The organism is Desulfogranum aggregans (assembly GCF_055398265.1).
In genome coordinates this window covers 342,505-367,503 of the sequence record NZ_AP042447.1, presented here as the reverse complement: position 1 = coordinate 367,503, position 24,999 = coordinate 342,505, and the positions used below count along the sequence as shown (strand labels likewise).

Sequence of the window (24,999 nt, the reverse complement as noted above, 5' to 3'; positions counted from 1 at the left end):
TGCATATCCTCCCCGCTTAACCCGTCAACTTTGTGCGCTCTATCGTCACTCAATCAGCCAGCACCTTTACATTGGATGATTGAAAGTGATATTCTTTGTTGTAGGTTAATGAATTTCTTTTCAACAGGGCAGGGATATTTTTTGTGGATTTGAAACTTGAACATAACCAAGCCGCGCTTGTGTTGACGATAGACGAAGAAGGGGATTTTTCCGTTGATGTTGGTTCCCCTGATGACATTGGAGCACCTGCAGAGATTTGCAAGGCAATCGCAATGAAGATACTGAGAGATGAGACTTTTCAGGGGGAGTTGTTGAACTCCGTATGGCAGTAAACAGGAAGCTATGCAATTTACGGCAACAAGGTTCACCCTGCAGACCTGCAGTGATCTTTCTCCTTGCCCTCTGCACTGCTGCGTTTGCTTGGACAGGGAAGGTTGTCGGCGTTGCAGATGGTGACACAATCACCGTTTAAAAAGGAACCGAGAAGTTCAAAATTCGCCTCTACGGCATTGATTCGCCGGAGAAGGGAAAGCCCCCCGCACGAGGACAGGGCAGAAAGGGCTACCAACGCCCTTGTGCGTGGCTGACAGACGCACTGATCAAAACCCACAGGGGAGCAATCTACCCTGCCCATATCATGAGCAAATGGTTCAACAAGAAATCATGCAAGCACTTCAATTGCAAAAACTGTACAGTGGGATTTGATAGCAGGGATGGGGCGCTTGCGGCAGGGTATAACCCCTGTGGAGGGTGCAAGCCATAAGGACGTTGATCGAACATGCTTACAATGCACTTACAGTTGTTCAACATACAAAAAAGCACTTAGCCAGATACTGGCTAAGTGCTTGAAATCATGGAGCCGATAACCGGACTTGAACCGGTGACCTACTGATTACGAATCAGCCGCTCTACCAAACTGAGCTATATCGGCTCCCATAATCGTGCATAGAACATGGGAAATTTGAGGTTTATTGATGTAGCAGTTTTGTGGTAAGGTGTCAAGCTTATGAAAAGCTATTTTGCCTGTCTCTGTCTCTTTCTTCTGTTGCTGGCCGGGTGTGATGCGGAAGACCAGTCGCAAGTGCCTTCTGCACCTGCTGAAGTGCCTTCTGCCAGCGGCCAGCGCCTTCCAGGCTGTCGTGGCTGCCACGTCGAAATGATGCCGGACACCAACCATGCATTTGCCTGCACCAGCTGTCATCAAGGCAACGACACAGTCAGCAGCCAGGAGCAGGCACACCAGGGTTTAGTTGCCCAGCCTGCCCACCCTGCCTCCATGGAAAAGGCATGCGGCAGCTGCCACAGCGAACATGTAGACAATGCACAGGTCAGCGTCCACTTCACGCTGCATAATAAGATAAACCTGGTTCGCCGTCACTTTGGCAGTTCCCAGGAGTTGACATCCCTTACCCAGATTCCCGTTACCGACAACATCACCACCAAAGCCGAGCTTGCCGACGACATGCTGCGCAGGCGCTGCCTCAGGTGCCATGTCTACAGTCCTGGAGACCCGTACCCCTATGTATATCATGGAACAGGGTGTGCTGCTTGCCACCTCCAATACCAGGAGACGCGCCTTGTCTCGCACCAGTTCAGCAAACCTGATGACCGACCATGCCTCAGCTGCCATAATTCTAACTATGTAGGCAGTGACTATCATGGCAAATTTGCCAATGATTTCAATTGGGAATACAGGACACCCTACGCGACGCGGGCACCATACCTTCGCCCATACGGGGTAGAACAGCTTAACCTCGCCCCTGATATTCACCAGCAAAAGGGCCTGCTCTGCAGAGACTGTCATCCGGCAACCGGGCACCAGGAGAAAACTACCCCACCCCTCTCCTGCGCTACCTGCCATCAGTGGCAGCCCGGCACCCCCCTGCCTGCGCAACTGCAGGTGAAAGAGCAGGAAGCAACCCTTGTCCTGACGGGGAAAGCCGACGGCACGCTGCACCCGGTCCCCAAACTCCTCCATCCGGCCCATCAGGCCTTTGGCCAGCGTGTTGACTGCCAGGTCTGTCATGCACAATGGTTTTTCAACGACATGACCACTCACCTCATGCTCTCGGCATACGATGACTATGACATGTGGGAACGCTTGACCGTGCAGGGGAGCTACGCGGTCGAATACCTGTTGGAACACAATCTCTACAGCGACGAAGACGAGCTCCTGCCGGTGATGGCTGACGGAATCAGTGGAGTTCTTCGCCCCGGTGTCTGGTACAAGGGATTCACCCAGCGACGATGGGAAACCGCTCCTGTGCAAAGGGATGATGACGGTATTATTAAAATATTTCGCCCGGTGCTTGACCTTCGCCTCTCCATGGTCGATGAAGATGAAGAGGTGTTGTTTGATAATGCCACCGGCAATAAGCAAGGCATGCTTCCCTATACCCCTCATACCACAGGAAAAGCCGGTGCCTATTATCGCGAGCGATTTCGCCACCTGTTGCCGGAACAAACCCCCTAGCCATGCGTTTATCAGCCTTTCCTCTCCCGGTTTTCTCTTTGCTCTGCATGCTGCTGGCTCTGCTTTTTTTTGGCTGCAGTGCGTCTACCCCCGACTACGCACCCTCTCGACGGAAAGACACCAAAAAATACAGCAAACCCACTCAACGCCCCTATGTTATCGGCAGGCATCGCTACTACCCTATTCCCAGTGCCAAAGGATACCGGGAAAAGGGAGTTGCCTCCTGGTATGGAAAAAAATTCCATGGCCGAAAAACAGCCAATGGAGAGACCTACAACATGTACGGCGATACCGCGGCCCACAAAACGCTCCCCATGGGAACCATGCTGCTGGTAACTAATCTGGAAAACAACAAAAACATCGTTGTTCGGGTCAATGATCGCGGCCCTTTTGTGAAAAACAGAATCATTGACCTGACCTACAATGGGGCCAAATCCCTGGGCATGATCAACAACGGCACCGCACGGGTAGAAATCGTCGCCCTGGAGGAGAAGCAGCCCACCGCTGCTCCACCGAAAAAACAAAAAAAGATAGAGGCACCGGCGGTCAACCCCTTTGAGCAGGGCAACTTCTATGTGCAGGTGGGGGCGTTTATCAAGCTGGAGAATGCCAGGAACCTGGCGAAGAAATTTGCCGCAAAGGGAAGGGATGTTGTCATTCAACAGTACCCGGCTGCAGGCATGCAACTCTACCGGGTACTGGTCTTTGGGGGCACGTCCATGGCCAAGGTGAAAACCTACGAACACTACCTGGAACAAAACGGGTATCCGAACGCGTTAATCCTCGCTCGCTAGCACCCTATTTTCATACTCACGCACTTTCTTGACAAAGGCCCTGATCAACCCGTGATCTTTTACCCCCGGCTCTTTTTCCAGGCCGGAATTGGCATCAACTCCATACGGACAGACGTGCTCCAGTGCGTCCATGATATTCTCCACCCCGAGGCCGCCAGCCAACAGAAATGGCTTTTGCAGGTAGAGTTCATCGATAGTTGACCAGTCAAATTTTTTGCCGGTTCCCCCGACCGTCCCTTTTTCATAGGTATCGAGTAAAAACCCCTTTACGTGGGGTTTATATGGATCGATCTGTTCTGCCGTCAGTTGCGGCCCAACCCGCAATGCCTTGATAACCTGACAGGGAGCCGCCATCCTGGTTAATCGCTCACAGTATTTTGGTGATTCCTTGCCATGCAGCTGTACATAGTCCAGGCGGCAGTAATCAATAATCTCTTCCACCTCTTTGCGTTTTTTATCGACAAATACGCCGACAATATCAACAAACGGCGGCAGCTGCTCGATAATGAATTTGGCCTCTTCCGGATCGATATGGCGAGGACTATTCTCAAAAAAGATAAAGCCCAGTGCATCAACCCCTGCCTGAACTGCTGTGGTCGCATCATCATGCCTGGTGTTGCCGCAGATCTTTATCCTGATTCGCTGTTGTCGTATCATTGGCCAACGAACTCCTTCAACAGGCTCCCTGCGGTACCGTTTCGCATGAGGCTCTCACCGACCAGGGCTGCGGCAACTCGGTGCTCCCGTAGTCGCTGAATATCCTCAACCGTGGTGATGCCTGATTCACTGACCACCGGTATGCCCTCGGGAATCATCTGCAGCAGCCTGAAGGTCGTCTCCAGGCTGACTGTAAAATCATTGAGATTTCTATTGTTGATGCCGATTAAAGTGCTTTCCGCATTGAGCGCAGATTCCAGTTCCTGCTCATCATGGACCTCGACCAGCACATCCATGTCATAGCCTTCAGCTATCTGCCTATACTCGCGTAATTGTTCGGCATCCAGTATCGCAGCGATAAGCAGGATGGCATCAGCCCCGACCATGTGCGCTTCCTTGATCTGGAGCGGATCAATGATGAAATCTTTTCGCAGCACCGGCAGATCGACGACTTTACGGACCAAGGGGATATACGCCAGGGCACCCTGAAAAAAGTCAACATCAGTGAGCACTGAAATGGCTGCAGCCCCGTTGGCCTTGTAATGGGTGGCAATGGCAACGGGATCGAAATCCGGCTGGATAACCCCCTTGGAGGGAGACGCCTTCTTGGCCTCGGCAATGATGGCCACGCCAGGTGCCGCGGTGATGGCGGAAACAAATCCTCTGGGTGGGTCAATCTCCGCAGGCCGCGACATCACCCCTCTTTGCCAGAGTTCCGCAACCTCTTCCTTTTTTCGCTCTACTATGGTGTCAAGTATCATGTGCTGCTATTGGTCTGCTTGGTCATTATAGGCAACCAATTGGTCAAGTTTCCTCAGGGCGGCACCGGATGCGATGAGTTCACGTGCCATGACAATCCCCTGTTGCATTTCTTCCACCTGCCCTGCCGCAAGCAATGCAGCTCCGGCATTGAGAAGGACCATATCGAGTTTTGCCCCCGCGGTTCCCTGCAGGACTTCCCTGACCATCTCTGCCGATTCCTCCGCGGTCCGACCGCCTTTAACCGCATCCATAGGCGCTCGCTGCAATCCAAAATCTTCAGGTGCAATGGTCATGCTGGAGACGTGACCATCCCTGCCGTCGGCTATATGGGAAGTGCCGCTGATGGTAATTTCATCCAGATTGCCTTCTCCCCATACCACCAGGGTCCGTTTCATGCCCAGCCTGACCAGGACCTCGGCAAGAACGGTGGTCAACTCCCTGGCAAAAACACCGGTGAGCTGCACATTGGCTCCTGCGGGGTTGGTCAACGGGCCCAGTACATTGAAAATGGTGCGAATGCCGATTTCCCGCCGTGGACCGATGGCGTATTTCATGGCCCCGTGCAGCAGCGGTGCGAAAAGAAAACCAATACCCACGGTGCGCACGCAGCGACCAACGGCCTCCGGCGGCAAGGACAGGTTGACCCCGAGCGCTTCGAGCACGTCAGCGCTCCCACAGGTTGAAGAAACCGCCCGGTTGCCGTGTTTGGCGACAGGTATGCCGGCTGCGGCAACCACAAAGCTGGTGGTGGTGGAGACATTGAAACTGCCGGAACCATCGCCTCCAGTTCCCACGATATCCATGAGCAGTTCGCCAGATGCCGTATCAACTCCGGTATCGACAAAGGTGGCCTTTTCCCGCATGACCTTGACCGCGCCGACAATTTCATCAATGGTCTCGCCTTTCATCCGCAGGGCAGTAATAAAGGAACCGATCTGGGCTTCGGTAGCCTCACCGCTCATTATCTCCTGCATAACCTCGACCATCTCCTGCTCGGAAAGGTCGTCATGCCCAACGATTTTACTGATTGCCTCTTTAATCATACTTTTCCCGTTATCCACTCCATAACACTATTGCAACAACTGCTCGTAATCCGGTCGAAGGAAGGTATGGAGTAATTGCACCCCCTCGCCAGTCATAATCGATTCAGGATGAAACTGTACCCCTTCAATGGGCAGATCGCGGTGCCGCACCCCCATCAATTCCCCCTGATCAGAATGCGCAGTGGCCATCAGACAGGCAGGCAACGACTGCTCTTCTACAATCAGGGAATGATAGCGCATCGCTTCAAAGGGGTTGGCCAGGCCGGTAAAGACCCCCCGCTGATCATGGTGGACCGGGCTGGTTTTTCCGTGCATCAGGCGCCCTGCCCTTACCACCCGACCGCCGAAAGCCTCGCCTATGGATTGATGCCCGAGACACACGCCGAGAATGGGCACCTTTCCACTGAACGCATGGATCGCTTCTATAGAAATCCCGGCCTCGCTTGGAGTTTTCGGTCCGGGCGATATCAGCAGCCGCTCCGGCTGCAGCTCCACGATCTCCGCAACCGATATTTTATCATTGCGAAACACGTGAATCTCAGGGACCTGCCATGACGCAGGCGCACCTGGCGGGGCGGTGGTTAACGTCTGAACGATATTATAGGTAAATGAATCGTAGTTATCTATGATGACAATCACTGCTAAAACCCCTTTTCAGCCAACTCTACCGCTCTGCGCAGCCCCATGGACTTGTTAATGGTCTCTTCATATTCCTTCTCAGGATCAGAGTCGGCGACAATGCCGGCCCCGGCTTGAATCCACAGGGTATTTTCCTCAAACACAAACGTACGAATAGTAATGCAAAAGTCCATATTACCAGAAAAGCCGAAATAGCCGACAGCGCCGGCATATGGCCCCCTGTTTTCCACTTCCAGCTCATCAATGATTTCCATTGCCCGTATTTTCGGTGCGCCACTCACGGTTCCGGCGGGAAAGCAGGCTTCCAGCACATCAAACTGATCTTTCCCGGCGGCCAGTTTTCCATGGACACCGGATACAATATGCATCACATGACTGTACCGCTCGATAACCAGCAGGTCCTGGACGGTAACGGTCCCATATTCTGCAACCCTGCCCACATCGTTGCGTCCCAGGTCTACCAGCATCAAGTGCTCAGCCCGTTCCTTAGGATCTGCAAGCAACTCTTTTTCCAGCGCCTGATCCTCGTCGCGAGTTTGTCCGCGTTTTCGGGTGCCTGCAATGGGGCGCAACTCGATCGTTTGGTTTTCCAACCGGACAAGAATCTCTGGAGATGATCCAATAAGAACGTTTTTTCCATTCTTTAAATAAAAAAGATAAGGACTGGGATTAATATGGCGCAGGGCACGATAGAGGGTAAAGGGGTTGAGCGATGACGTGGCCTGAAAGCGCTGCGAGAGAACAACCTGAATAATATCTCCGGCAAGGATATATTCCTTGGCCTGCTTAACCATGGAACCGAAGGTCTCTGCTTCCATGTTGGCGACAAAGGTGTGGGGGGGCGACGGTTGGACCTGCTGAACCACTTCAGCCGGCACTGACGAACGGATCTGGTCAATAATCCGGTCAATCCTTTCGCAGCCCTCAGCATACAGGGCTTCAGCACTTCGCCCATCCCCCTGCCACAGGTTGCATACAATGGTCAAGGTTTGCTGTACCGAATCATGTACCAGCACCATCCCCGGCACTTGAAACGCGCTGTCCGGGAGAGATGACGGTTGGTGTCGGTTGGGGATGTCCTCTATAAAACGAACCATGTCATAGCCGAGAAAGCCCACTGCTCCACCATAAAACTTGGGCATTTCCGCGGTATCGGTTACCTGAAAAGAATCCAGGAGTCGACGGATTTCATCCAGCGGATTGACGCCTGAGAGACGGGTGTTTTTCTGCGGGTATCCGGGATAGTCACAGCTGACCGTGTCGCCACGGCTGGTGAAGACAACCAATGGATCCATCCCGATAAACGAGAAACGGCCCCATTTTTCTCCCCCTTCCATGGATTCGAAAAGAAAGGCATATTCATCTTCGCCGGCGACCTTGGCAAAAATGGTTAGCGGAGTATCCAGATCGGCAACAATGGTTTTGGACAGAGGCACCAGGTCAGCCTGTTGCAGCAATTTTTCAAAATCGTCTTGTGATGGAAAATACATGGCAGGGTATCTTTATCTTGCTTCAAACAGCAGAGAGCTTACAGCGACAATCGGGAAACTGAGGGTGATGCGGCGTACCGCCGCTTACCAACGGGCCGGAGCTTCTTCGACCCTTCCCTTTTGGGACAGCCAACGATCGACAGCAGACAAACAGCGCAGCAACAACGGAGGTGGCGTCAGGTACTGCCGGGCTGCAGAAAAAAAAAGCCATGGAAGCAATATGCTTCCATGGCTTTTTTCTTATTTCTAATAACTGCAACGGAGACGAAGGATTTTCACCTTACCCCAGCGGCTGCATTTTGTTCACTCGCCTGGTGAGACGGGATACCTTTCTGGAAGCGGTATTTTTATGAATGGTTCCCTTGGCTGCAGTCTTCTGGATTACCGGAATAGCTACCAGGAGTGCTTCTTTGGCCTGTTCTTCCGATCCGGCAACAAGAGCCTCCTCCACCTTGCGAACAGCGGTTTTCATTGCAGATTTGTTCATACGATTGCGAAGACGACGAACTTTTGACTGACGGTCTCTCTTGAGAGCGGACTTGTGATTGGCCATAGAAAAACTCCTAACTCCTTATAGTAGGCATCAAAGATGAAAAAAGTAAATTTAAACCGTGTTTAATACCGAAACACACTTCGTTTGTCAAGGAGAATGGTCGGGCAGATGCAGTTTCCTTTACTCTTCTTCATCAGCCGACGCCGGTGACCATCCTATTGCGCCGGTAAAGTCGGCAGAATCTGTCAGGGCATCCTCAAAACGGGCACCGGTGAGATCTGCTCCGCTAAAGTCGGCACGGTACAGATCCGCCCCCCGAAAATCTGCTCCCTGTAGGTTGGCTCTGCGAAAATCAGTACCCTTGAGGTTGGCTTCCTCAAAATCAGCCTCCTGCAGATTGCTCCCCTGAAATAGAACCCGCTCAAGATCAGCCTCTTGAAAATTCTTTCCAGCCAGGTCTGCCCCACTGAGATCGCAGCCGACACATCGCCCGCTGTCAAAGAGCCTGTCAATAACCTGCTGCTGCTTTTTCGCGGCCTCTTCAGGCGTCTCCACCGTATACAGGGGAGCGCCAGCCGCTGCTTGCACCGCTGGCACCTCTTCCGCTCTCTCCGGACTTTCCTCCAACATCAGGCCGTCTTTCCTGTCGTCGTCCACAACCGCTTCAGCCCCCTGTTCAGCAGGAGGGGCTGATTCAGCAGCCTTATCCTGTGGGAGCAGGCTTGCGGGGGGTGTCGATGGTGCTGCGGATGCAGCCGAAATTTCTTCAACCGAAGCTGCCTGCGGCCCCTCTGCAGGATCACTTTCCCTCTGTTGCTCAACCATGTTCGAAGTCACAGCCTGTTCCACCGGCGGTGTTGTCTTTTGTTGTGCGGAAGAGCGTTCAACAGGCACCAACTCGGTTGGCGCTGCTGCAAACGCTGTAGATGCCACCTGATCAGGTTCTTGGCCGCCCTCATCGACTGGTGTCGATGTGGTGGTGGGTTCAGGCTTTTTCTTTGCCGCCGAAGGCAGGTCGCTTGCCTCCTCGGGTCCACCATTTGATTGCTCGGTTGTTTCTTCTACCTGTGCAACGGCAACCATTTCCTGACCAGCTCCCCCAACGTGAGCGGCCTCCTCACTTTGCTCGGCACCCATTATTTCTTCCGGCTCATCTGCTTCCGGGGACACGGGTTCAAGCAGCTGCACCTCCTCAACCTGGGGCAGTTGCTTGCCATGCGCGGGTTCGGGTTCCATTGCCTCTGACGAGTCAGCCGTCTCCAGTAAAACCACATCAGCCATGGGCGTCAGTTTTTTTCCCTCCACAGGTTCTCCTGCCTCTGCCGTTGCTTGGCTCGCGAGCGAAGCTTCAGCTGCAGCCTGTTGCTCTTGCGGCTCAGGAGCTTGCTCGTCCTCGGGCTCAACCGTTGATGGGAGGACCTCAGGTGGAGGGGCATCAAGATCTTGGCGCTTCCCCACACTGACATCATGGGTGTAGGGCATCTGCTTCCCTTGATTCCCGGCAGGCACATGTACCTTTTCCCCGGAACCTGCAATCCCCTCTTCCTCTACCGGTGACCTGGTGATGAAATCACCTTCGATGATTGCTGTTTCTAAAAAAGCACCCTCGAGCACGGCTCCGGTCAGGTTCGCACCACGAAGGTCAGCCTTTGCCAGATCCGTGCCTCCAAGGGCGGCTCCCTGCAAATTTGCACCACGCAAGTTGGCCCCGGAGAGATCCGCAAGAAAGAGTTTGGCCCCGGCAAGGTTGGCGCCTTCAAGATTGGCGTCACTCAAATCAACCCGGGTGAGGTTTACCCCGGCAAGGTCGCATCCCGGGCAGCTTTTGGTCTGGATTAACTGTTCAAAATTCGCCTGCGCCTGTGCCCGCGGCGAACCAAGAGGAGCTGCGTTACCGTGAGCAACGGCCCCAAGACCCACGGCAAAACAACAGAAAGAAAAGAAAACGTTTTTCATAGGAGCAACCAGAAAATTAGTAGTATACAAGGTGATAGGCCTCATACGACCGGCGAAAAGAAAATATCTTTTTCCCCTTCCACCAGCAACGCAGGCAATCGAAACAAGTACAAGAATACATGACAGCATATGTCGGAGAGGGGAACAGTCAACCAGAAAAATCAGTCGTCCACCATTCCCAACACCACGGAATATATACAGCAACAAGTATTTCGTGACCACCTTCTCCAAGGGCAGAAAACAAAAAGTATTGACGCTGCCGATTCCTTGCGGGTATATCCTTCCTGACTCGCCCCTTTTACTGCACAATCGCGCATTTTGCAAAACTCAACCAGAGCAGCCAATGTCTTTTTCCAAAATTCTCTTTCCATCCGAATCGAGAACCTTTCCAGGTAAACGCTGGGGCAACGTCATCTTCCGCAGTATCCACCTCTGCACCATGGCGGTGTATACAGGAGGACTCTTTTTTAATATACCGCAGAGTGATCTCATCAGCTGGTACATTGCCACTGCTGCAAGCGGCATGTTCATGATGGCTGCAGACCTCTACAGTAATGGAAAATGGATATTCCAGAACCGGGGATTCCTCATTCTAGTCAAGCTGATTATCCTTGGTGCGGTGCAGCATACATCGATCCCCCCCTTCTGGCCGATTTTGGGAGTCATTTTCTTTTCCGGCCTCATTTCGCACGGAACAGCGAACTTCAGGTATTATTCCTTTGTTCATCGCCGTCAAATCTGAACCGGCCAGAAGGTGTCCCCTGCCCGGTTGGGAACACTCCTGAATATCTGGAAGAATTCCTCATTCCTCCATTTTTTTAGCATAGTCACCTTTTTTCATGCCTTGATGTCTTGCCCTGGCTGAACGATCGAATGGTCCAAGGCATGGCCAGGTTACCCGTTATCCGTACCTTGCTCCACGAATCACGACCTGCAATGGCCAAGGAAGGGGTAAAAAAAAACTCCTGCCTGAAGCCTAGCTTCTGACAGGAGCTCATGACGCAGCAGCTGCAGGATACACCGTTACTGCAGGTTCTGCACTTTTCTTGATTTCTGCTTGTCGATTTTTTTGGGAATAAGCCCGTTGGACATGAAGGCTGTACACTGCTTACGCTTTTCAAAGGGACAGTCGGTGATATTCCAGCAGGGTGTATACTGGAGTAATTTTTTTACCGCTGCGATGGAAATTCCATGGTCATGAATCATCTCGCGCAAGCATTCAATCCATTTGATATCGTTCATCGTGTAGTAACGCCACTTCCCTTTGCGCATCGGTTTCACCAGCCCTTCTTCCTCATAAATCCTCAAGGTGCGAGGGTGAACCGAAAGCATCTGTGCCGCAACGCCGATGGTGAAGATTGCTTTTTTCTCGTCTATCATTTCACGCCTCATTAGGTGAAGGTATGGCCGCTGCTGTTGCGCAGCGGCCACAGGTTCCGCGTGTCGCTCGATCAATGACTCTCATCACCGGCAAAGCGCTTACCGAAAAACCGCTCACCCATCAGAAAGAGCATGCCCGTCAGCCCAATCCCTGCCATGGCAACGATCCACTCAGGAATGGAAGGGGTGTAATTGAGGTACAGCGGTGCATTGACATTCAACTCTGCAAGCTGGGGTACAATCTGTCCGGCAGTTACCATATCCAGGCGAGCAATAAACATTCCCACAAGAGCCATCAGGCCGGCTGCGGTCATTGCTGCCAAACTTTTCATTCGGGTAAAGGTCAGGATCAGGATCGGTGCTACCAGACCGACACCCACTTCCAGCATCCAGAAATTAGTGGACAGAGGACCTGTATACAATGCATCTGCTGCAGTTCTCCCGGCAGAGGAGCCGCCTACGTAGAAAGAAGCCATTTTCCAGAAAGTGGAAACACTGACCAGGATCAGCATCAGCAGCAGCACCTTACCAGCGGCCTGCACACCCTCAAATACTTGCTTTTCCATACGCTTACTCCGAATCACGTAGGCAAAGTGGGTGAAGATGATTGCTGCAGCAGCACCTGACAGAAAGGCACAGGCAAGAAAATAGACCGGCAATTGCGCTCCATACCAGAACGGGCGCGCAGCCAAGGTGGAAAATACACCGCCAAGGCAGGTATTTGCGGCTACTTCGGCAAGTGCACCCATTATTCCTAATGCCAGGGCCAGCTTATAATGCTTGGTGAGGATAAGCCAGAATTCGAGGAGAATGAAACCCAATGCCATGCCGTACAGGGTCCCCATCCACCAGATGTTGGAGGTGATATTAGGGGAAATAATGTTATACAGCAGCATCCTCCAGGGGCTGACAATTTCCATACCTATAACGGTAAAGGCACTCAGAATGGTGATCAGCGATATCCATACCATCCGGTTTGCCAGAGGGGCAAGTTTGTTGCCACCGAACACATGGCTGATTGCAGCCAGGAGGCAAAGACCGGTAGAGGTAATTGCAAAAAAGGCGTAGGTCGAGATGAGCAAGCCCCACGGGACTTCACGGCTGACGTTATAGACATGTTCATGACCGGCATAAAAGCCATATAAACCGGTCGCAATCCCGGCAAAGAGCAACAGGGCAAATGCTCCGGAAAGGTAGTTGACCGAAGGACTTGCCACTTCGGGTTCTGCAGTAGCTGCAAAAGGAAAGCTGTTAACCATTGTGTACCTCCTCATAGGTAGTATAAATGAAAAACTTTATAACCGAGCCGGTTCTATCATCTTCTGTTGCTGCTCTGGACTGGCCAGGGACTTCAAACCGATCAACGCGACAATCGCTGAAAACGGTCCCAAAGCGAGAAAAAGCAGAAAAGAAAGACAAAACCAGAACCATTCACTAAACTGCCCTCGATGGGCCTTGAGCCAAGTGATCAGAAAATGACCGCCATCATGTTCGATCTCTTTTATTTGGCTGTTGTTGAGCGTGTTCATCGTTACCCTCGTTCAAGTTGTCTGCTGGTGGATCAAATCTTTACCTTTTCTGTCGCAAGGGACGTGCCATTCTTTTCTTCTCACTTGACACTCGGAAGAAAAAACAGGATAACCTCTCGATATTATGACACTTAATACACTTACAATATTTTCTTTGCAGGGTTTACAGGCAACAGACAGAGGCAAATAATCTCCCACAAAGACGCAGAATACGCCCACAATACCTACCAGTAAGACGCAAACCTCTCCCGCTCATCCACTCACACTCCAACCGAAACCATCCCGCTTTACTTTTCACCTTTATTCAAGCAGTTAAATAAAACAAGACTCCTTCATATCAGCTGAATCCTCAGTTTGCCGCTTTATTCGCTTCATCAGGCTGAAACAAAAAAGCCTTAAAAAAAACTAACTTTTTCAGACAGTTAAGTAAATAACAGACGAGAAAGGACAAGTTTTGCGCCTTACCCAATGAAAACGGGAAATATGGCAGCGTGAGCAACAAGGCGTATTGAATTGCATTGACAGGGAGGGAAAACCAGACGCAGATGCTGTAGCCCTGCGCTCAAACTGGGGAGTGCACAGGGGACAACCTGCTGTCACAACAGAAGAAAAGCAAAAATATGACGCAGTCAATTCCGAGAAAAGACTACGTCAGCCAACGGGAGGCCACCAGAGGGAGGGAATGATGGAGGACAGGGGGGGTATTGGCAAGAAAAACAGTAAAAGGGGGTCAGGATACCGCAATACTGTAGAGAGGGAGCAATTTACAGGTTATCTACCAGAAGTAAAATATAGATGTGGGCAGGACTGCACCCCAAAAAAAGCCCTTGAGGAAGCAAAAATCTTCCTCAAGGGCTTTACGGTCTCGATAAACATCAAGCGAAAAGGTCTTAATGGGCCTCAGCAGGCTGATCGCCTCCATGCAGCCGTTCAAACCCCTGTACCCCGATATGACAGGTGGTACACATCGTATCTGAGGCAAAGGCGTCCTCACCATTATGACAGGCACCACAGTATTTCCCTTCGTACAGGGCAGCCATGGTAAACTTCTCCGGCTGCTCTTCTGCGGCACCGACCCGCATCGCAAACAACTCATTATGGCAGCTTGAACACTCATAGCCCATTTCGGTATGTTCAGTGTGGTTAAAGATAACGGCTTTCACCGGTTTAGTAAAGATGATGGTCTCCGGTTCAACCATATCACTCCCATGGCAACTGATACAGTTTTCCTTTTCCACTGTATCAAAGGCCGAACTCCCATCATGGCAGGCCCCGCAATAGAGCCCCTCTTCAAACGCCTCGTGACCGTAATCACCGGCTTCCTTGGCTGCGCCGCGCCTTCTTTCAAACATGTCGGGATGACAGGTATCACAGGAAAACTCATACTCTATGACATGCGACGAGTGACTGAACATCCCGTCAACCGACTCCTGGGCCACGACCAAGGTGTCGCCGTAGGCATGAAGTACCTTTTCCTCGGCTGTCGGCTGCTGCGACTCGGCGGTTGCAGTGGCCCGTGCAGCCTTCTCCATATATATTCCTCCGGCAAGGCAGGCCACCCCAACTATCGTTACCCATTTCAAAGACTTCTTCATAGCATCTCTCCTTTGCCCGCTAGGCGTTCATATAAAAGACATTTGGCAGCGCACCAGTCTCCGGCCGAAGAACCCAAACAACGGTCCCAGGCTTATGCACGAGATTATACACCTCACTGGTGGTATCACTCAGGTCACCGAACACCCTTACATCAGCTGGACAGGCCTCAACGCAGGCAGTGTCTTTCATTCCCTTGGAGAGACGGGTATCGTAGCAGAAATTGCATTTGTCCACTGCCCGAGTTTCCTCGTTAAAATATCTGGCATTATACGGACAGGCAGCCATGCAGGTTTTGCAACCGATACATTTTTTATTTTCCATCATGATGATGCCGGTGGTCTTATCCTTATACGTGGCGATGGTTGGACAAACCCGCACACAGGGGGGGCGATTGCACTGGTTGCAGAGAACGGGCGTAAAGATACGCTCTTTGCTGGAAGGACCGATTTCTCGGTAGCGCTCAAGGATGGTGGTACGGTATCCATAGGAGGGCACGTGGTTGGTGCGCACGCACGCTTCCATACACAGTTCGCAGTCCACGCACAGGTTCTGACGCATGACCATGCTGTAATGTGGACTATAGGGATATTTAGGAATGGACTCACTACCACTGACGGCCCCGAGGACCTTTTCTGCAGAAGTAAGCGAGAGAACGGTCCCTCCCATAAACAGCCCGGTGACAGCCAGGCCGGCACGAAGAAAGGTTCTGCGCTCAAGTGAAGAAATATTTTCTACTCCTTCGTTTTCCATTTTTTCCAATTCATTAATGTTCATTACACGCCCTCAAAAAAAAGAAAAAAAGACGTTAAACGAAGATACTACATTGTGTAACGCCTCAAAACAGACTGTTTAAGGAATGGTTAGGCTCGAAACGTTGACATAAAACGGCAAATATACCCGAAAGCACAAAAAAGGCAAGCGGACATATCACCCGACAAGAGTTAACAGCACGCGTCAAAAGACTCGAAATTGGCAGCTCGCTGGCCTGCAAGGTTGTTGACCGAAAAAAGAATGATGAATAGAATGAAGTTTCTCCACCATGCATTTCATTGGGGCTGAATAGTCTCTCCAATGAAGAGGGTAACATCTTTCAGCAACCAACCCAAAGAACATGTCACACCCCCTAGAAACAAATCAATACAGTCCGGCTGTTTTTGTTCTTGATGCACACCGTAAAATTACCATCGCCAACAGGGAAGCTGAACTGTTCACAGGAACCCCTCTTGCCACGCTGAAGGGAAAAGAAATAACACACGTTTTGCATGGAGAGGCTCTCCCCGAGACGCTCGAACAACTTGTGTGCCGGGCAACAGAGGAACAGGGCGAGGCAAGTCAAGCGCTCCTCCTTGCCCCTGCGGAAAAAACAGCCCGTCAATCCATCCCGGCAACCCTGCTCTCCCTTAACGAACCTGCCGCCAAGTGCGCAGGGTTTATCCTCCTGCTCCACCCGGCCACGGAATCGACCCACCACCAGCTGCTGCTTAACTCGGTGGAAGAGGGGGTCCTGGCAGTTAACCGCAAACTGGAAATAACGACCTTCAACCACAGTGCGGAAAAACTGACCGGCTGGAAAAAAGAAGAAGTTATTGGCCAAAAATGCAACATCGTCTTTCCCCCGGAGATCTGCGGCAACAGCTGCCTTATTCAACGCTCCATCGACGAGGAGCGACCCGTTGCCGTGCATAAGGTCTTTATGCCCAACAAAGAGGGTGTGGCCTTTCCATTGACCTTGAGGTCATCCCCGCTCTACGACGCTGACGGCAAGGTCGTTGGCGGCGTACAAACGTTTCATGACTGCACGGAGGAACTGTACAGTGATCTTCTGCTGCGTTCAGTTGCAGACGGTGTCTTTACCATCGACAAAAACCGCATTATCACCTCATTTAACCCTGCAGCCGAACATATTACCGGATGGACAAAAGAAGAGGTGCTCGGCAAACCCTGCAACACCATCTTTCACTCCAGCGTCTGCGGTTCCGACTGCCTGCTGCAAAAAGCCATTGACCTCAACAGCTCTTTTATCGACCGCTCTATATTTATCAAAGGCAAGGCCGGAAACTCCATTCCGGTAACGATCAGTTCGTCACCGTTACTCGACGACTTTGGCAACATTATCGGCGGGATAGAAACTTTTCGCGACAACACGTCTTCCATTCGCGAAAACCTGATCCTCGACTCTGTGGCCGACGGCGTGTTCACCGTTGACAGGAACTGGAAAATCACCTCCTTTAATCGTGCAGCAGAGGAAATAACCGGGTGGGACAGAGAGGATGCCATGGGGAAATCCTGCTCTGACATTTTCCATTCTTCCATCTGCGGCAAAAACTGCGCCATTGCCGAAAGCCTCTACACAGGCAAGGCAGCCTCCAATCGATCCATCACCATTGTCGACAAAGCAGGGGAGCAGGTCCCCATAAGCATCAGTGCCGCCCCGCTTACCGACCACGAGGGCAACATCATCGGCGGGGTGGAAACCTTTCGCGACCTGACCACGATTACAGCCCTGCGCAATCAACTCAAACAAAAGTACACCTTTAACGAAATTATTTCCAAATCCCAGACCATGCAACGCCTCTTTTCCATCATGCCGGACATTGCCCGCAGCCCGAGCACCGTCTTGATCCTCGGTGAAAGCGGAACCGGAAAAGAGCTCATTGCCCGAGCCCTCTTTACTGCCAGCGCAAGAAAGGACAAGCCCTTTGTCGTGGTAAATTGCGGTGCACTCCCCGAAACCCTGCTCGAGTCCGAACTGTTCGGCTACAAAGCCGGTGCCTTCACCGATGCGCGCAAAGACAAGGAAGGGCGGTTTGCCGCTGCCCAGGGGGGAACCCTTTTTCTTGACGAGATCGGCGATATTCCCATGGCCGTCCAGGTAAAACTCCTCAGAGTACTGCAGGAAAAAGTCTACGAACCGCTCGGTTCCAATACGCCCATCAAGGCAGATGTTCGCATCATTACCGCGACCAACAAGGATCTCCAGCAACTGGTGCACGAAGGAGCGTTTCGCGACGACCTCTTCTACCGACTCAATGTGGTAAAAATCAACCTGCCGCCCCTGCGCGAACGCAAAGAGGATATCCCATTGCTGATCGACCATTTTATAAAAAAGTACAGCGCTGAACAGGGCAAGGACATCATCGGCATCGACAGCAGCGCCCTGTCCATCCTCATGCGCTATGATTACCCCGGAAATATCCGCGAGTTGGAAAATATCATCGAGTATTCGTTTATCCTCTGTGAAGGAGGCTACATCCTGGCCAACCATCTCCCAGAGCCTTTTTCCCACGGGGCGGCATCGGACAATACTCAGGAACAGGCCACAGAAAACCGGGGGGCTCAGTCGCTGGAGGAAGTTGAAAAACAGGCCATACTCATCGCTTTGGAACGGAACAAGTGGCGAAAAATGCGCACCTGCGACGAACTGAAGATTTCCAAGGACACTTTGCGGCGAAAAATCAAAAAATACAACCTGCGTAGTCCTACAGACAAAGCACTGGCGAACTTCTAACCCGCATGTCCCAACTCCCAAGCACCCCGACAGGCGGTGCAACACCAGCACGCCAGCAAAAGAAAAATAAATAGAGGGCCATACCGCTTCTACAATGGCATGGCCCTTTATCACTTGTTTTTCACTACGTTATCACTGTCTTGCACAGCAGCCGCCTGCCTTCTGCGACGTCATGACACGCCTTTCTCTTCCGCGGGAGCAGGCGGCAGAAGTACCGATTCTCACCCGTTTGAAAGCTGCGCAGAAAGAGATTTTCTGGCCTGCGCAGCTGGTCTCAACCGGATGATTGCTGCTTTTTTTTTTGCGCAGCAGTTTTTTTCCTCCGCTGCTCATCTGCCTGCTTTGCAGCTCGCCGGGCAGCGGTATCTCCAACCGTGTGAAGTGTTCGCGGTACTGCACGATCAACCTTGGCGCCGCAGCACTCGTGCACATCGGACGGACAATCGGCGATCTCCCAACAGGGAACAAACTCCAGCAATTTCTTCAACCCGGGGATACTGATTCCCTCTTCATGGATAAACCGACGGATACAACTTACCCACTGAATATCGTCGGCAGAAAACATGCGGCGACTCCCTTTGAGGGTCGGCTTAATCAATCCTTCTTTCTCATATATACGTAAGGTGCGGGGATGCACGTTCAGCAATTTTGCGGCAACGCCGATCGGGTAGATGGGAACGTCCGATCGCACGGCCTGTATCTCAGTCTTTTTCCTTGCCATAGCTTCTCTTCTCCCTCTGAGGACCATTTAGCCGGAAGGCGATGGTGCGGATACGCCGAATACGCCTTCCGACAGCCTTATCGGCAAGCTATCAGTGATCTTCCGAGAGATGACCCCGAAACATCCGCTCCCCGAGCATGAAGAGCACAGCACAGAAGGTAAATCCCGAGAGGGTGATTACCCATTCATGCAGGGTTGGCGTGTATGGCAGGAGGTGAGGCAGGTCCACGATGTTCATCTCGTGAAAACCGGGGACAATCTGGCCGACAATCACCAGGTCATAGCGCATAAAGAAAATGCCTATGATGCTAGACGCGGAACCAATGGCCATTGCTGTAATATTTCGCGCCCTGACCGCGAGAATGATCACAAAGGGAATTGCCAGTCCCATTGCCACCTCACCAATCCAGAAATTCATGGCAAAAGGTCCGTTGACAAGCGACATGATGGCCTCGTATTTTCCCGGCGGATGACCGGAGATGCCACTGATGAATTTCCAGGTGGTGAAGAACATGATCACCACATAGAGCAACGCTCCAAGCTTGGCAACCGCACAGAGGGAATCCTGCAGCTGACGACTCATTTTCCAGCCATTGATCTTATAGGCCAGCCAGTGAAAAAAGATGACCGTCGCACACCCGGACATCATGGCAGAGGTAATAAAATAAATCGGCATATATGGTCCGTGCCAAAACTCACGGCCAGTGAGCAGGCCGAAAACAGCCCCCAGATTCGAGTGGGCGGCAACACCGGCAATGACACCGAAAAGTCCCATGAATCCAGCAATTTTATGCTTATCTGCCTGGAGAAGAGCAAACTCGCACAGCATAAAGAACAGGTACGCACCGTACAGAGTCCCCATCCACCAGATGCTTGAAGTCAGGTTGGGAGAGGTGATATTATAGATTGCCATCCGCCATGGATTTTCAATCTCAAAGGCAATGACCAGAAAACCGGCGATTATGGTGGAGATAGCGAGAAAAACGGAACGCTTTGCTATGGGTTGAAATGCGGTGAAACCGAAAACATGCCCGATGGAAGAGACCAGGCATAAACCGGTTGAAGTAACAACAAAGAACACATAGGCGGCGAGAAGTAATCCCCAGGGCACCTCCCTGGTCACACCGTACACATGTTCGTGTCCGGCAAAAAAAGCATGAATGCCAAATGCAACTCCAACCAAGGTCAACAGGCCGAATATGCCGATTGCACCGTTATAGACACTCGATTCATTTCCAGCGAGCCCGCCTTCTTGAGGCAGCACCCTCGCAAGTACCTTTTCCATAGTATATTCCCTCCAAACTTTGTTAACCATTGAACGTCCGCGACGGCAAACAACGATACAGGTATCGTCGTAAACCTGTCTCACGGTTAGGGCATATCCCCTTCTTCTCTGAGAGATTGCAGAACAGGTTTAACCTTCACATCAAACAGAGTATGGAGAGCTGTTCCACCTAACCAGACTACGAGAAAAACGATAGCTTCCATGAACTCCTCCTTTATTTCGAATTAAGCGGCCGACTCTTATTGGCGGATAGGAGCCTGCCACGCCCAAACAGCAATTACCTCCTTTCATAGTATTGAAAAATTATAACTTCCACTCAACTTGCTCCCATTTGTATCGTTCACACCATAAACTGTCAAGAAAAAAGCAGGCGAATGTCACTTTTTTTATAAATTGAGGAATCAACTTGCGCCCAAATACCGAAAGGCCACAAACCGGAAATTTCCATTTCCTTTGCCGGTTAGCGAAAAAGAGACAAGCAATCAGGATGTTACCCATTAATACAGAGTAATCCGTCCCGTCAAACAAATTTTTCATCATGCCGCAAAACACTCCCTGCGCCCCAGCAAAGGAAGCAAAAAGCGCCATACAGGTCGACCGATCTTGTCCTCCCGCCGCCCATGCTATCAAGAATGAGAATCAATTTCGCTCCCGTATTCAAGCGGTTACCTCCTTTTCACCCGAAAACCTGTGCAGAGTGCATAATGGAATGAATAATGCATATCTTTCAACAGCTACTCGAAATCCACCAGATACGAGAAGCGTGACAGGTCCCTCCTGGGTGGCGGCTCAGGAGGGATTTTTTTCTTCCGTCCCCCCTCTTTCTTTCTTTTTCCTTGGTTTTGTGTTAGCTCAAGTTGCAGCATGTAAAGCCGCTGTAAGCAGCTATGCACATGCCTCCTGGCAATCCCGTTTACAGACTGCCACTGCAACCCTATCCTGCAATCAAGGAGTTATTGGTGAGTCATTTTTACAAGAACCTATCCATATGGCTTATAATTGCCCTGGCGGCACTCTTCATTTTCAACCTGCTGAGCAACCAAGCTGAAGTTCACCACCACGTCCCCTATAATGTCTTTCTGCAAAAGGCCGAAAAAGGGCTGCTCCCGGAAGTAACCATCGTCAACAATGTCATTACCTGGGAAACGCCGGATGGAAAAAAATACAAGAGTATTGCACCACCGGCCAACGATGCGGTCAACAAGTTGCTCAACGGCAAAATCACCATGCATGTACAGCAGGAGGATAAACCCCATTGGTTCCTCCAGACGTTCCTCAACTGGGTACCGTTCCTGCTGATTATCCTGCTCTGGTTTATGTACATGCGTAAGGGCAGCGATCAGGGCGGGGGAAAAGCCATGGCGTTTGGCAAAAGCCGGGCAAAACTGGTTGATCCGGAAAAATCCCAGGTCACCCTCGACGATGTTGCCGGCATTGAGGAAGCAAAAGAAGAAGTCAAGGAGATCGTCGATTTTCTGCGGCAGCCGGAACTTTTTGCTCAGGCTGGAGCAAGAATTCCCACGGGAGTATTACTTTACGGGGAGCCCGGCACCGGCAAGACCCTGCTGGCCAAAGCCATTGCCGGAGAAGCAGGAGTTCCTTTTTTTTCCATCAGCGGCTCTAACTTTGTGGAAATGTATGTCGGCATTGGCGCTTCCCGAGTGAGGGACCTGTTTACCGAGGGGAAAAAAAAGGCTCCCTGCATCCTGTTTATAGACGAGATTGATGCTGTTGGCAGGCACCGGAGTTCGGGGGGGGCGTCAGGAAACGACGAACGAGAACAGACCCTGAACCAGCTGCTGGTGGAAATGGACGGATTTGAAGCCAATGACCATGTGATTGTCATTGCCGCCACCAACCGGCAGGATATCCTCGACCCCGCTCTGCTTCGGCCCGGCCGGTTCGATCGCCAGGTGATGGTCCCTCTGCCCGATGTGGGGGGTCGAAAAAAAATCCTCCAGGTGCACGCCCAGCGAACCACGATTGCAGAGGATGTGGACTGGAATGTGGTCGCCAAGGCAACGCCTGGATTCTCCGGCGCCCAGTTAGCTAATATGATCAATGAGGCGGCATTGCTCATGGCCCGGCAGAAGCAAACGGCCATCACCATGGAGACCCTGGAGGCAGCCAAAGACAAGGTGCTTATGGGTGCCGAGAGACGCAGCCTTATCATCACTGATCGAGAGAAAAAAGTTACCGCCTATCACGAAGCTGGCCATGCGCTGGTCGCCTGGATGCTCCCCGGAGCCGATCCGGTTCACAAGGTAACGATCATTCCCAGGGGAAAAGCCCTGGGGTTGACCATGCAGCTCCCTGAAGAAGAACGCAATGCACAGGACCGCACCTACCTGTTCAACACCCTCTGTATTCTCCTCGGCGGTCGGATTGCAGAAGAGATTGTCTTTGACGAAATTACTACCGGCGCAGGGAACGACATTGAACGGGTATCAGACATTGCCCGCAGGATGGTCTGCGAATGGGGTATGAGTCCTGCCGTGGGTCCATTGACTTTCAGGCCCTCTGCTCCCCTCGAAGGACAACCCGGTCAGATCATGAGCGAAAAAACAGCTCTCCTGATTGACAATGAAGTAAGCAAGCTTGTGCAGTCAGCTTATGCACAAAGTACCACCCTACTGACAGAAAACAGGTTGCTGCTTGAAGCGATCACTCAGGCACTCCTGGAAAACGAAACCATTTCTGGCAAAGAGATAGAGGCACTAGTCCATCAACATGCACAACGCGATAATGACGAATAAAAACATCTTTCCATTCCTTGCCGCCGCCTTCTTTGTATTGACCCCTTGCTCTGCTGAAAGTACGGTCCTCGGCGAGCACGCCGGTATCATCGGCCCGTTCAGCGGGATTTCGGATGTCACCGTCCAGTGCCTGCAATGTCATCCTCAGGCTGGCGAGGATATTCTTCGTTCCAGTCACTGGACCTGGAAACGGCAGCGCATGGTTGACGGCGAGAAGGTTTTTTTCAGCAAAAAAAACGGGCTCACCACTTTTGCCGTTGCAGCCGGAGCCAATCCAAACCAGTGCCTGACGTGCCACATCAGCACCAACCTTCTTGACGAGCGTTTTGACCCGACAATGCCCACCAACATTGACTGCCTGGTGTGCCATGATTCCACCGGCATGTACAGGCGAGAGGCTGGAGCGCCGGTCGAAGACCAGGACCTGGTTTTCATAGCTCGCAATGTCGGACGCCCAGCGACCTCTAATTGCCTCACATGCCATGGCACGGGGAAAAACCTCGAGGGGCGTAAAATTCATCATGGAGTGGAACCTGATGTGCACATGGAGGCGGACGGTGCCAATCTTAGCTGCCAGCACTGCCATCCCAGCGGCGAAAGCCATGCATTTTCCAGAGAGTTGACCTCTGCTCCAGGAATCCGTCAGACAAAAGGCTGCGCTGTCTGCCATACCGAATCTCCTCACCGTCAGCAGCAGCTCAATCACCACGCACAGCTTATTGATTGTAAAACCTGCCACATACCCGCATATGGCCTCACCAATCCGGCGGTCATCAGCTGGAACTGGCTCTCTCCTCCGGCTGCATCCGTTCGTCAACAGGGGGAGGACCTGGCCACGCCGCTGTTGAACAGCGAGGGTATCTTCCAGGCTAAAAACCTGCAGCCAGTATATCTCTGGGATAATGGCGCGGATACCCTCTACACCAGAGGGAAAAAGACAATAACTAACCAGACTACCGTACTCCAGGAGCCAACCGGGCGCACCGTCGAGTCCACCATCGCTCCCTTTTCAGTAGCTTACGGCTCCCAATTGATTGACGGTAAATACCGATACCTCATTTCGCCAACCCTGCACCAAGACGGCGGACTGGTTCTGCGCCAAGGAGAATTTGCAGAAGCGGCCGAAGCAGGGATGAAAAAATTACGTTTGCCTTTCAGCGGAAAAACCTTTCCTGCCGCTACCGTGAGCTACAGGCGGTTAAATCACGGAGTAGCAAAGGCGAGCAATGCGGTCGGCTGCATGGGCTGCCATGGGATCAACGGACGCATGGACTGGCCATCTCTCGGCTACGCCATGGACCCCTGGCATGACCAGGACAGCCCAGCGCAGAACACCATTACAACACCACAGCCGGACAGCTCCGCTCCTTTGGAATTACCGCCAATACGGGAGACGGTACTCCCTGTGGAACCTGGTGGGTGATCCCTTTTCCCGCACTTGTTTTTTCCACTCCCAGGGAGGGACGGGAGATTCGTCCTTCCATAGACCCCGCCGTGCCTCCCTGGCTTTGCGTTCGCTTTTCTCCATCGGGTCGCACAGCTGTTTATCACGACAGTACCTTTCGTAAAACCAGGCCAGGCCGTTATCCACCAACTCCTTGTTCACGATTCTTCCCTGACTGCGTACCACGGCCACAATTCTTCCATACCGATCGATGTCCATCGGTTCCACGACCACGGTTTTCTTATAAGTCCTTGCCTTGGTAAACTGTCTGGCGCGGTCTCCGAAACGTTGTCCGTATTCAGGGGCATCAATGCCATAAAGCCGTATTTCATAATCCTTGCCGCCCTTTCTCACGCGAAGCGAATCACCATCACGCACCTTGACCACATAGCCGTACCAGCACCACCCATTTGCTGGAACCAGCATAATCAGGACAAGGGCGACGCCTGTTGTCAATCGTTTCATCTCTCCTT

General features: G+C 51.9%; 23 protein-coding genes and 1 tRNA gene. 7 read left to right on the top strand and 17 right to left on the bottom strand.

Annotated features, from left to right (window positions below):
* The first annotated feature begins 143 nt into the window (after positions 1-143).
* On the top strand, positions 144-332 hold the full coding sequence (locus ACZ52Z_RS01730) for a twitching motility protein (protein ID WP_464269039.1): 189 nt from the start codon (positions 144-146) through the stop codon (positions 330-332).
* A 522-nt stretch (positions 333-854) separates the two neighbouring features.
* On the opposite strand, the gene ACZ52Z_RS01725 is transcribed toward ACZ52Z_RS01730, so the two are convergent.
* Positions 855-931 (bottom strand) — tRNA-Thr (locus tag ACZ52Z_RS01725).
* A 75-nt stretch (positions 932-1,006) separates the two neighbouring features.
* On the opposite strand from ACZ52Z_RS01725, the gene ACZ52Z_RS01720 reads away from it, so the two are divergent.
* Together ACZ52Z_RS01720 and ACZ52Z_RS01715 are read left to right on the top strand one after the other, a co-directional pair.
* Positions 1,007-2,473, top strand: coding sequence for a cytochrome c3 family protein (locus ACZ52Z_RS01720; RefSeq protein ID WP_464269038.1), 1,467 nt, complete (start codon positions 1,007-1,009; stop codon positions 2,471-2,473).
* A gap of 2 nt (positions 2,474-2,475) precedes the next feature.
* Positions 2,476-3,267: a septal ring lytic transglycosylase RlpA family protein gene (locus tag ACZ52Z_RS01715; protein ID WP_464269037.1), complete on the top strand. Its 792-nt coding sequence runs from the start codon at positions 2,476-2,478 to the stop codon at positions 3,265-3,267.
* Here the strand turns inward: ACZ52Z_RS01715 and ACZ52Z_RS01710 are convergent.
* The 7 genes from ACZ52Z_RS01710 to ACZ52Z_RS01680 form a co-directional block, all read right to left on the bottom strand.
* Positions 3,250-3,924 carry a phosphoribosylanthranilate isomerase gene (locus ACZ52Z_RS01710; protein ID WP_464269036.1) on the bottom strand — a complete coding sequence of 225 codons (675 nt, stop codon included), beginning with the start codon at positions 3,922-3,924 and terminating at the stop codon, positions 3,250-3,252. The genes ACZ52Z_RS01715 and ACZ52Z_RS01710 overlap by 18 nt on opposite strands.
* Entirely contained in the window at positions 3,921-4,685 is a 765-nt protein-coding gene (gene trpC, locus ACZ52Z_RS01705) for an indole-3-glycerol phosphate synthase TrpC (RefSeq protein ID WP_464269035.1), read from the bottom strand. Before trpC ends, ACZ52Z_RS01710 begins: the two co-directional genes overlap by 4 nt.
* 6 nt (positions 4,686-4,691) lie before the next feature.
* Complete coding sequence (gene trpD / locus ACZ52Z_RS01700; RefSeq protein ID WP_464269034.1) at positions 4,692-5,729, bottom strand: anthranilate phosphoribosyltransferase; 1,038 nt, start codon at positions 5,727-5,729, stop codon at positions 4,692-4,694.
* 27 nt (positions 5,730-5,756) lie between these two features.
* Positions 5,757-6,368, bottom strand: a complete 612-nt coding sequence (locus ACZ52Z_RS01695) for an anthranilate synthase component II (RefSeq protein WP_464269033.1) — start codon at positions 6,366-6,368, stop codon at positions 5,757-5,759.
* A gap of 2 nt (positions 6,369-6,370) precedes the next feature.
* Entirely contained in the window at positions 6,371-7,858 is a 1,488-nt protein-coding gene (gene trpE / locus ACZ52Z_RS01690; RefSeq protein WP_464269032.1) for an anthranilate synthase component I, read from the bottom strand.
* A 280-nt stretch (positions 7,859-8,138) separates the two neighbouring features.
* The gene (rpsT, locus tag ACZ52Z_RS01685; RefSeq protein ID WP_464269031.1) at positions 8,139-8,411 is read right to left on the bottom strand and encodes a 30S ribosomal protein S20; all 273 of its coding nucleotides are present in this window, start codon (positions 8,409-8,411) and stop codon (positions 8,139-8,141) included.
* A 120-nt stretch (positions 8,412-8,531) separates the two neighbouring features.
* Entirely contained in the window at positions 8,532-10,307 is a 1,776-nt protein-coding gene (locus tag ACZ52Z_RS01680) for a pentapeptide repeat-containing protein (protein ID WP_464269030.1), read from the bottom strand.
* A gap of 343 nt (positions 10,308-10,650) precedes the next feature.
* On the opposite strand from ACZ52Z_RS01680, the gene ACZ52Z_RS01675 reads away from it, so the two are divergent.
* Positions 10,651-11,049, top strand: a complete 399-nt coding sequence (locus ACZ52Z_RS01675; RefSeq protein ID WP_464269029.1) for a hypothetical protein — start codon at positions 10,651-10,653, stop codon at positions 11,047-11,049.
* A 281-nt stretch (positions 11,050-11,330) separates the two neighbouring features.
* Here the strand turns inward: ACZ52Z_RS01675 and ACZ52Z_RS01670 are convergent, their stop codons facing one another.
* The 5 genes from ACZ52Z_RS01670 to ACZ52Z_RS01650 all read right to left on the bottom strand — a co-directional run bounded on the left by ACZ52Z_RS01670 (position 11,331) and on the right by ACZ52Z_RS01650 (position 15,586).
* Positions 11,331-11,687: a MerR family transcriptional regulator gene (locus ACZ52Z_RS01670; RefSeq protein ID WP_464269028.1), complete on the bottom strand. Its 357-nt coding sequence runs from the start codon at positions 11,685-11,687 to the stop codon at positions 11,331-11,333.
* 71 nt (positions 11,688-11,758) lie between these two features.
* A complete protein-coding gene (nrfD, locus tag ACZ52Z_RS01665; protein WP_464269027.1) occupies positions 11,759-12,946 on the bottom strand; it encodes an NrfD/PsrC family molybdoenzyme membrane anchor subunit in 1,188 nt (395 codons plus the stop codon).
* Between the two features lie 36 nt (positions 12,947-12,982).
* Entirely contained in the window at positions 12,983-13,216 is a 234-nt protein-coding gene (locus ACZ52Z_RS01660; protein WP_464269026.1) for a hypothetical protein, read from the bottom strand.
* An 890-nt stretch (positions 13,217-14,106) separates the two neighbouring features.
* Positions 14,107-14,811, bottom strand: coding sequence for a c(7)-type cytochrome triheme domain-containing protein (locus ACZ52Z_RS01655; protein WP_464269025.1), 705 nt, complete (start codon positions 14,809-14,811; stop codon positions 14,107-14,109).
* Between the two features lie 19 nt (positions 14,812-14,830).
* The gene (locus ACZ52Z_RS01650) at positions 14,831-15,586 is read right to left on the bottom strand and encodes a 4Fe-4S dicluster domain-containing protein (RefSeq protein WP_464269024.1); all 756 of its coding nucleotides are present in this window, start codon (positions 15,584-15,586) and stop codon (positions 14,831-14,833) included.
* Between the two features lie 337 nt (positions 15,587-15,923).
* On the opposite strand from ACZ52Z_RS01650, the gene ACZ52Z_RS01645 reads away from it, so the two are divergent.
* Positions 15,924-18,320, top strand: coding sequence for a sigma 54-interacting transcriptional regulator (locus ACZ52Z_RS01645; RefSeq protein ID WP_464269023.1), 2,397 nt, complete (start codon positions 15,924-15,926; stop codon positions 18,318-18,320).
* Between the two features lie 274 nt (positions 18,321-18,594).
* Here the strand turns inward: ACZ52Z_RS01645 and ACZ52Z_RS01640 are convergent, their stop codons facing one another.
* The 3 genes from ACZ52Z_RS01640 to ACZ52Z_RS01630 form a co-directional block, all read right to left on the bottom strand.
* On the bottom strand, positions 18,595-19,041 hold the full coding sequence (locus tag ACZ52Z_RS01640) for a MerR family transcriptional regulator (protein ID WP_464269022.1): 447 nt from the start codon (positions 19,039-19,041) through the stop codon (positions 18,595-18,597).
* Positions 19,042-19,132: 91 nt separating this feature from the next.
* Entirely contained in the window at positions 19,133-20,326 is a 1,194-nt protein-coding gene (gene nrfD, locus ACZ52Z_RS01635; RefSeq protein WP_464269021.1) for an NrfD/PsrC family molybdoenzyme membrane anchor subunit, read from the bottom strand.
* Positions 20,327-20,629: 303 nt separating this feature from the next.
* Positions 20,630-20,914, bottom strand: coding sequence for a hypothetical protein (locus ACZ52Z_RS01630; RefSeq protein ID WP_464269020.1), 285 nt, complete (start codon positions 20,912-20,914; stop codon positions 20,630-20,632).
* Positions 20,915-21,285: 371 nt separating this feature from the next.
* On the opposite strand from ACZ52Z_RS01630, the gene ftsH reads away from it, so the two are divergent.
* Both ftsH and ACZ52Z_RS01620 read left to right on the top strand, forming a co-directional pair.
* The gene (ftsH, locus tag ACZ52Z_RS01625; RefSeq protein ID WP_464269019.1) at positions 21,286-23,082 is read left to right on the top strand and encodes an ATP-dependent zinc metalloprotease FtsH; all 1,797 of its coding nucleotides are present in this window, start codon (positions 21,286-21,288) and stop codon (positions 23,080-23,082) included.
* A complete protein-coding gene (locus ACZ52Z_RS01620) occupies positions 23,072-24,505 on the top strand; it encodes a multiheme c-type cytochrome (RefSeq protein WP_464269018.1) in 1,434 nt (477 codons plus the stop codon). Before ftsH ends, ACZ52Z_RS01620 begins: the two co-directional genes overlap by 11 nt.
* Here the strand turns inward: ACZ52Z_RS01620 and ACZ52Z_RS01615 are convergent.
* Complete coding sequence (locus tag ACZ52Z_RS01615) at positions 24,458-24,991, bottom strand: thermonuclease family protein (protein WP_464269017.1); 534 nt, start codon at positions 24,989-24,991, stop codon at positions 24,458-24,460. The two genes, ACZ52Z_RS01620 and ACZ52Z_RS01615, sit on opposite strands and share 48 nt — an antisense overlap.
* Positions 24,992-24,999 lie beyond the last annotated feature (8 nt).

Bases quoted from the DNA above. Each gene is read 5' to 3' on its own strand.
- ACZ52Z_RS01675 (WP_464269029.1), top strand. From the start codon at position 10,651: ATGTCTTTTTCCAAAATTCTCTTTCCATCCGAATCGAGAACCTTTCCA.
- nrfD (WP_464269021.1), bottom strand. From the start codon at position 20,326: ATGGAAAAGGTACTTGCGAGGGTGCTGCCTCAAGAAGGCGGGCTCGCT.
- trpE (WP_464269032.1), bottom strand. From the start codon at position 7,858: ATGTATTTTCCATCACAAGACGATTTTGAAAAATTGCTGCAACAGGCT.
- ACZ52Z_RS01715 (WP_464269037.1), top strand. From the start codon at position 2,476: ATGCGTTTATCAGCCTTTCCTCTCCCGGTTTTCTCTTTGCTCTGCATG.
- trpD (WP_464269034.1), bottom strand. From the start codon at position 5,729: ATGATTAAAGAGGCAATCAGTAAAATCGTTGGGCATGACGACCTTTCC.
- ACZ52Z_RS01630 (WP_464269020.1), bottom strand. From the start codon at position 20,914: ATGGCGCTTTTTGCTTCCTTTGCTGGGGCGCAGGGAGTGTTTTGCGGC.
- ACZ52Z_RS01670 (WP_464269028.1), bottom strand. From the start codon at position 11,687: ATGATAGACGAGAAAAAAGCAATCTTCACCATCGGCGTTGCGGCACAG.
- ACZ52Z_RS01660 (WP_464269026.1), bottom strand. From the start codon at position 13,216: ATGAACACGCTCAACAACAGCCAAATAAAAGAGATCGAACATGATGGC.
- ACZ52Z_RS01720 (WP_464269038.1), top strand. From the start codon at position 1,007: ATGAAAAGCTATTTTGCCTGTCTCTGTCTCTTTCTTCTGTTGCTGGCC.
- ACZ52Z_RS01650 (WP_464269024.1), bottom strand. From the start codon at position 15,586: ATGAACATTAATGAATTGGAAAAAATGGAAAACGAAGGAGTAGAAAAT.
- ACZ52Z_RS01710 (WP_464269036.1), bottom strand. From the start codon at position 3,924: ATGATACGACAACAGCGAATCAGGATAAAGATCTGCGGCAACACCAGG.
- trpC (WP_464269035.1), bottom strand. From the start codon at position 4,685: ATGATACTTGACACCATAGTAGAGCGAAAAAAGGAAGAGGTTGCGGAA.
- ACZ52Z_RS01620 (WP_464269018.1), top strand. From the start codon at position 23,072: ATGACGAATAAAAACATCTTTCCATTCCTTGCCGCCGCCTTCTTTGTA.
- nrfD (WP_464269027.1), bottom strand. From the start codon at position 12,946: ATGGTTAACAGCTTTCCTTTTGCAGCTACTGCAGAACCCGAAGTGGCA.
- ACZ52Z_RS01655 (WP_464269025.1), bottom strand. From the start codon at position 14,811: ATGAAGAAGTCTTTGAAATGGGTAACGATAGTTGGGGTGGCCTGCCTT.
- ACZ52Z_RS01680 (WP_464269030.1), bottom strand. From the start codon at position 10,307: ATGAAAAACGTTTTCTTTTCTTTCTGTTGTTTTGCCGTGGGTCTTGGG.
- ACZ52Z_RS01640 (WP_464269022.1), bottom strand. From the start codon at position 19,041: ATGGCAAGGAAAAAGACTGAGATACAGGCCGTGCGATCGGACGTTCCC.
- ACZ52Z_RS01615 (WP_464269017.1), bottom strand. From the start codon at position 24,991: ATGAAACGATTGACAACAGGCGTCGCCCTTGTCCTGATTATGCTGGTT.
- rpsT (WP_464269031.1), bottom strand. From the start codon at position 8,411: ATGGCCAATCACAAGTCCGCTCTCAAGAGAGACCGTCAGTCAAAAGTT.
- ACZ52Z_RS01645 (WP_464269023.1), top strand. From the start codon at position 15,924: ATGTCACACCCCCTAGAAACAAATCAATACAGTCCGGCTGTTTTTGTT.